Source organism: Kineococcus rubinsiae (assembly GCF_011839805.1).
Lineage (GTDB): Bacteria > Actinomycetota > Actinomycetes > Actinomycetales > Kineococcaceae > Kineococcus > Kineococcus rubinsiae.
Window position 1 is genome coordinate 21865 of the sequence record NZ_VWPY01000057.1, and the last position, 6000, is coordinate 27864.

At 76.9% G+C, this 6000-nt stretch carries 6 protein-coding genes; 4 read left to right on the plus strand and 2 right to left on the minus strand.

Annotation, left to right across the window (positions count from 1 at the left end; genetic code table 11):
• Window positions 1–110: 110 nt before the first annotated feature.
• Window positions 111–524 carry a VOC family protein gene (locus F1544_RS19500; protein ID WP_167587846.1) on the minus strand — a complete coding sequence of 138 codons (414 nt, stop codon included), beginning with the start codon at window positions 522–524 and terminating at the stop codon, window positions 111–113.
• 155 nt (window positions 525–679) lie between these two features.
• Here F1544_RS19500 and F1544_RS19505 point away from each other — a divergent pair, with 155 nt between their 5' ends.
• Window positions 680–1909, plus strand: coding sequence for a saccharopine dehydrogenase family protein (locus F1544_RS19505; RefSeq protein ID WP_167587856.1), 1230 nt, complete (start codon window positions 680–682; stop codon window positions 1907–1909).
• On the opposite strand, the gene F1544_RS19510 is transcribed toward F1544_RS19505, so the two are convergent.
• Entirely contained in the window at window positions 1902–2870 is a 969-nt protein-coding gene (locus F1544_RS19510; protein WP_167587847.1) for a phosphotransferase family protein, read from the minus strand. The two genes, F1544_RS19505 and F1544_RS19510, sit on opposite strands and share 8 nt — an antisense overlap.
• A gap of 123 nt (window positions 2871–2993) precedes the next feature.
• On the opposite strand from F1544_RS19510, the gene F1544_RS19515 reads away from it, so the two are divergent.
• The 3 genes from F1544_RS19515 to F1544_RS19525 all read left to right on the plus strand — a co-directional run.
• A complete protein-coding gene (locus F1544_RS19515; protein WP_167587848.1) occupies window positions 2994–3662 on the plus strand; it encodes a TetR/AcrR family transcriptional regulator in 669 nt (222 codons plus the stop codon).
• The gene (locus F1544_RS19520) at window positions 3659–4579 is read left to right on the plus strand and encodes an ATP-binding cassette domain-containing protein (RefSeq protein WP_167587849.1); all 921 of its coding nucleotides are present in this window, start codon (window positions 3659–3661) and stop codon (window positions 4577–4579) included. Before F1544_RS19515 ends, F1544_RS19520 begins: the two co-directional genes overlap by 4 nt.
• Window positions 4579–6000, plus strand: a 1422-nt coding sequence (locus F1544_RS19525) for a YhgE/Pip domain-containing protein (RefSeq protein WP_208972229.1), incomplete at its 3' end; no start/stop codon positions are given. The genes F1544_RS19520 and F1544_RS19525, both read left to right, overlap by 1 nt.

The window sequence follows — 6000 nt, forward strand, 5'->3', positions numbered from 1 at the left end:
GGTGCGACGACGCCGGAACCCGGTGCGCCGCACGCGGGGAGTGTGCCGCGCGGGTGGTGACCTTGTCGAGCGGAGGGCTGCGACCGGGCCCGGCGGCCTGCGGGCGGGCCTCAGGCGGTCCCGCCGCCGTTGACCATCCAGTCGACGCCGAAGCGGTCGGTGAAGGCGCCGTAGTGGTCGCCCCAGACCTGCTGCTCGAGCGGGGTGGTCACCTCCCCGCCCTCCGCCAGGCCGTCGAAGGTCGTGCGCAGCTCGTCGAGGTCGTCGCCGAACAGGCAGAGGGCGATGTTGCTGCCGGGTGCCGCGGCCATCCCGGCCATCGCGTCGGAGACCATGAGCGTGAAGCCGGACGGGGCGTCGAGCTGGCCGTGCATGACGGCCTCAGGGTCGACGCCCTCGGCGCCGCCGAACTCGCCGAAGGTGTTGATGACCACCTTCCCGCCGAGGACCGAGCGGTAGAACTCCAGCGCTGCGCGGGCGGCGCCGCCGGGGAGGGAGACGTAGGGGCTGAGGCGCAGGGTCACGGGGTACCTCCGGGGAGCGGTGGGGCGGGCCGACACCCCTCCGACCCGCGGGCGCCGCAGAAGTCATCGGTGCCCCGCGCGCCCACCGGGGGAGTTACGTTGCGTCCGTGATCGGGTCCGCGCCGGCGGACCCGCGCGGTGGTGGACGGAGCGACATGCGGATCCTGGTCATCGGTGCGGGCGGCGTCGGCTCGGCGGCGGTGCGCATCGCCGTGCGGCGGGACTTCTTCGAGCTGCTGGTGCTGGCCGACTACGACCCGGCGCGCCCGCAGCGACTCGTCGACGAGCTGGGCGACGCCCGGCTCACCGCCGCGGCCGTCGACGCCTCCGACCCGGCCGCGGTGGCCGCGCTGGTGCGCGAGCACGGGGCGACGCACGTCCTGAACGCGGTCGACCCGCGGTTCGTCATGCCCATCTTCGAGGGGTGCTTCGCGGCCGGGGCCACCTACCTCGACATGGCCATGAGCCTGTCGCGCCCGCACCCGGAGCGCCCCCACGAGCTGCCCGGCGTGATGCTCGGCGACGAGCAGTTCGCGGCCGCGCCCGACTGGGAGGCGGCCGGCCGGCTGGCCCTGGTCGGGATCGGCGTGGAACCCGGGCTCTCCGACGTGTTCGCCCGCTACGCGGAGGACCACCTGTTCTCCGAGGTCGACGAGCTGGGCGTCCGCGACGGCGCGAACCTCGTCGTCGACGGCTACGACTTCGCCCCGTCGTTCTCCATCTGGACGACCATCGAGGAGTGCTTGAACCCGCCGCTGGTGTTCGAGCGCGAGCGCGGCTGGTACACGACGGCGCCGTTCAGCGACCCCGAGGTGTTCGACTTCCCCGAGGGCATCGGGCCCGTGGAGTGCGTGAACGTCGAGCACGAGGAGGTCGTCCTCATGCCGCGCTGGACGTCCGCGCGCACGGTGACGTTCAAGTACGGCCTCGGGGACGAGTTCATCGGCGTCCTGCAGACCCTGCACAAGCTGGGCCTGGACTCGACGGTCCCGCTGCAGGTCAAGGGGGTGGCGGTCTCGCCCCGCGACGTGGTCGCCGCGGCCCTGCCGGACCCGGCGACGCTGGGAGACCGCATGCGCGGCAAGACGTGTGCGGGCGTGCTGGTGCGCGGGCGCGGCCAGGACGGGGAACCTCGCGCGGTGTACCTCTACCACGTCGTCGACAACGAGTGGTCGATGGCCGAGTACGGCGCCCAGGCCGTCGTGTGGCAGACGGCCGTGAACCCCGTCATCGCCCTCGAGCTGCTCGCGGCCGGGACGTGGCGGGGAACCGGGGTGCTGGGGCCCGAGGCGTTCGACGCGCAGCCGTTCCTCGACCTGCTCGCCGCGCCCGCGCCGCAGGGCTACGGATCGCCGTGGGGGATGCGCGAGGAACCCGTCAGCTGAGCCCGCCGGGCCCGTCGCCGTCGAGCAGCTCCCGCACGACGGCGACGGCCTGCGCGAAGTAGCGGTGCCCGGGCGGCCGGGTCAGCAGGTCGGCGATCGAGAACAGGTCCAGCCCGGTGCTCAGCCTCCGCCAGCCCGGCGGGAGGTCCCCGCCGCCCGCGGAGAAGCCCGCGAGGAACCCGGCCTCGAACCCCGGCGCGCGGGGGCGCCGCAGCAGGTTGCCGACGTCGAACAGCGGCGAGCTGCTGAACGCGAACTCCCAGTCCAGGACCGCCGCGAGCCGCCAGCGCCCGTCCTCCTCGGCCACGAGGAGGTTCTTGGGGTTCAGGTCGCCGTGCACGAGCCGGCGGGCGCCCGCGAGCACCCCCAGCTCCGGCGTGAGCCGCCCGGCGAGCCGCCGCAACCCGTCCACGCCGGCCGGGCCGAGGGCCTCGCGGGCGGGTGCGCTGCCCGCGAGGCAGCGGTCCACGAACACGTCGAGGCTGCTCGTCGGGTCCACCCCGGGCGGGCCGGGCACCAGGTCCGGCCCCGTCAGGAACCCCGGCCGGCCGAGCTCGACGGACCCCAGCCGGGCCAGGGCCGCGCCGACGTCGCGGCCGCAGGCCTCGGCGGCCGCGGGGTCGAGCGTCGGCAGGGCGGCGCCCAGGTCGCGGCCCGGCACGAGCTCCGACAGCAGCGCCGGGGACCCGCTGAGCGTCCCGTCGGGGTCGGCCGCCACGACCGGCGCGACGGGGACGAGGCCCTCGACGCGGCGCAGCAGCGCGACCTCGACGGCGCACGTGTTCGTGCCGGTGAACCGCCGCAGCACGCAGCGCCGCCCGTCGTCGGCCGTCACGGCCAGCGTCTCGCGGGAGTACCCGCCCGTCATCACCTCGACGTGCGCGACGGGGCGCCCCATCGCCCCGGGCCCCTCCAGCCAGGCCCGCGTCGCGGCGTCCAGCGGTGCGTCGTCGGGCGGCACGTGGTCCTCCTCGTGGATGGGCTCTGGCGCCGAAGCTACCGGTGCCGCCCCGACGGGACCCGCGTCCGATCCGGTCTGCATCCGATCCACACCACATCCGATGCGATGTGTATCCTCGTCGTCGTGACGGAGACCGAGCAGGCGCCGCGGGTCACGCGGCGACGGGTGCAGACGCGGCAGCGGATGCTGGAGGCCGCCCTGCAGGTGGTGGCCGAGCGGTCGCTGGCCTCCGCCTCGATCGAGGCGGTGTGCGAGCGCGCCGGCTACACCCGCGGCGCCTTCTACTCGAACTTCGCCTCGATGGACGACCTGCTGGTCGCGCTGTTCGAGGACCGCGCCGAGACGGTGCTGCTCGCCCTGCGCACCGGGCTGCGGGCCGACCCGGCGTCCACGGGTGAGGGATCCGGCCAGCGCGGGGAGCAGGAGGTCGGGGCCGTGGTGTCCCGGCTGCTGCGGACGCTGCCGGCCGACCGCCTCTGGTACCTCGTGCTGACCGACGTCTCGGCGCAGGCCCTGCGGGACCCGCGGGCCGCCCTCGTCCTGGCCGACTACCGCGCCTCCACGCGGCGGCAGGTCGCCGAGGCGCTGGCCACCGCGCTGGAGCACCTGGGGCGCCGGGCCGCGACGTCGGTCGAGGCGCTGACGGCCGCGGTGGTCGCCCAGTTCGAGGGGTCCGTGGCGCAGGTCCACCTGGACGGGCACCCGCCGGCCGAGGACGAGCGCGTCGGTGCGCTGACCGCGCTGGTGCTCGGGATGACGGTCCCGGCCGACCCGGACGGGGCCCGCGCGTGAGCGCCGCCGAGGACCCCCAGGGGCCCGGACCGCTGGAGCCCGAGGTCGGAGACCTCGCGGCGGAGGACGCCGTACCGCCGGTCCCCGCGCTGCGCGCCCGCGGTCTGCGGCTGGAGCACCACCGCCGCACCGTGTTCGGCCCGCTGGACGTCGACGCCGACGCGGGCGACCTGCTCGTCGTGCAGGGGCCCTCGGGCAGCGGCAAGACGTCGCTGCTGCTCGCCCTGGCGGGGCGGATGGCCGTCGAGGCGTCGTCGCTGGAGGTGTGCGGCCTGCCGCTGCCCGGCGCGGCGCGCGCCGTGCGGCACCGCGTGGCCCTCGCCGAGCTGCGTGGCGTCAACGACCTCGACGACGCCCTGACCGTCGAGCAGCACGTGGCCGAGCGGCTCGTTCTCCACCAGCCCTGGTGGAAGCCGTGGGTGGCCGGGGCGCGCGTCGCCGGGGTCCTCGACCGCGTCGACGCCGCGCTGGCGGCCAACGCCTCCCTCGTGGAGTCCGCCCGCGCCGCGCGCCACGTCCGGCGCGGGCGCGAGGACGCCGACGGCGCCGACGCGCGCGGACCGCACCGGCTGCGCCGCCGGGAGTTCGTCAGCGACCTGCTGCCGCTGGAGCGCCTCGTGCTCGGCGTCGTGCTGGCCCTCCTCGGCCGCCCCGAGGTGCTCGTGGTCGACGACGTCGACGCGCTGCGCGACGCGGAGGACCGCCGCCGCGCGTGGGCCGCGCTGCTCGCCCTCGACGGCTACGACGACGACCGCGGCCATCACCCCCTGACCGTGGTCGTGACCTGCCAGGACGCCTCCGCGGCGAGGGGCCTGCCGGAGCTCTCCGGCGGCGCCCCCTCCCGCCGGGTGCGGGTCCTGTCCCTGCAGCCGGCCGACGCCGGCGACGACCCCGACACCACCCCCGGAGCGCCGTGATGCCGCTGATCTCCCTGCCGTGGCTGGAGCTCGCGCGCTTCCGCCGCTCCCTGCTCACCAAGCTCGCGCTCGTCGTGGTCGTCGTCATCCCGTGCCTGTACGGCGGGCTGTACCTCGCGGCGAACTGGAACCCGACCGGGAAGCTCGCGAGCCTGGACGCCGCCGTGGTCGACCAGGACGTGCCCGCGCCCAGCACCGCGGCCGACGGCACGACGACGACCGTCGACGCGGGGCGCCAGATCGTCGAGCAGGTGACCGCGGCGGGGGCCGCGGGCTTCACCTGGCACGAGGTGAGCGCCGAGCGCGCGGCCGAGGGGCTCGACGACGGCGACTACGCCGCGGTCATGACCGTCCCGCGCGGGTTCTCCGCCGACCTCGTCTCGCCCGGCGGCGCCGACCCGCGCCGTGCGCAGCTGAGCGTCGTCACCGACGACGCCGACAACTACATCGTCGGCAACGTCGCGAGCACCCTGACCACCACGCTGCGCGACTCGCTGTCGACGAGCACGACCGCGCGCTACCTGGACAACGTCTACGTGGGCTTCAACGACCTGCACGCGCAGATCAGCGAGGCCGCCGACGGCGCCGCGACCCTCGCCGACGGCGCCCGCAGCGCCGACACGGGGGCCGCCCAGCTCACCGTGGGCCTGGGCGACCTCGACAGCGGCGCGGGGCGCGTCGCCGCCGGGAGCGCGCAGCTCTCGACCGGCGCGACGTCCCTGGCGGCCGGGACCCGCACGCTGGCCGCGGGGGCGACCTCCGCGGCGACGGGCGCGGCCCAGCTGTCCACCGGCCTGCAGCAGCTGCGGACGTCCACCGCGCCGCTGCCCGCGCAGACGCGGACGCTCGCCGACGGGGCCGCCGCCGTCAGCACCGGTGCGCAGCAGGTCTCGGCCGGCGCGACCGGCCTCGCGACCGCCGTCGACTCGATCGACGCGGCCGTCGCTGCCGACGGCGGCGGCGTCGCCACCGCGCCGCAGCAGCTCGCCGACCTCGGCGACCGGCTGTCGAGCGCCGCGCAGGACGTGGCGGCCGCGCGCGCGGGCGTCGCGACCGACGTGCTGCCGCAGCTGCGCGCCCTCGCCGCGGCGAACCACGACGACGCGCAGCTCCAGCAGGTCCTGGCCGCGCTGGAGCAGGCGCAGACCCGGCTCGACCCGGGCCTCGGGCGCCTGGGCACCGACCTCGGCACCGCCGCGACGCAGGTCGGCGCCGCCGGCCGCGGCCTCGCGGGCGCGGCCCAGCAGCTCGGCGCGGCGCGCGCGGGCGTCGACCAGCTCGCCGCCGGCGCGGACCGGGTGGCGGCCGGGGCGGCCGCCGTGTCGACCGGCGCGAGCCGGCTCGCGCAGGCGGCCCCGGCGCTGACGGGCGGCATCGCCTCCGCCGCCGACGGCGCGGGCGCGCTGGCCACGGGCACCCGC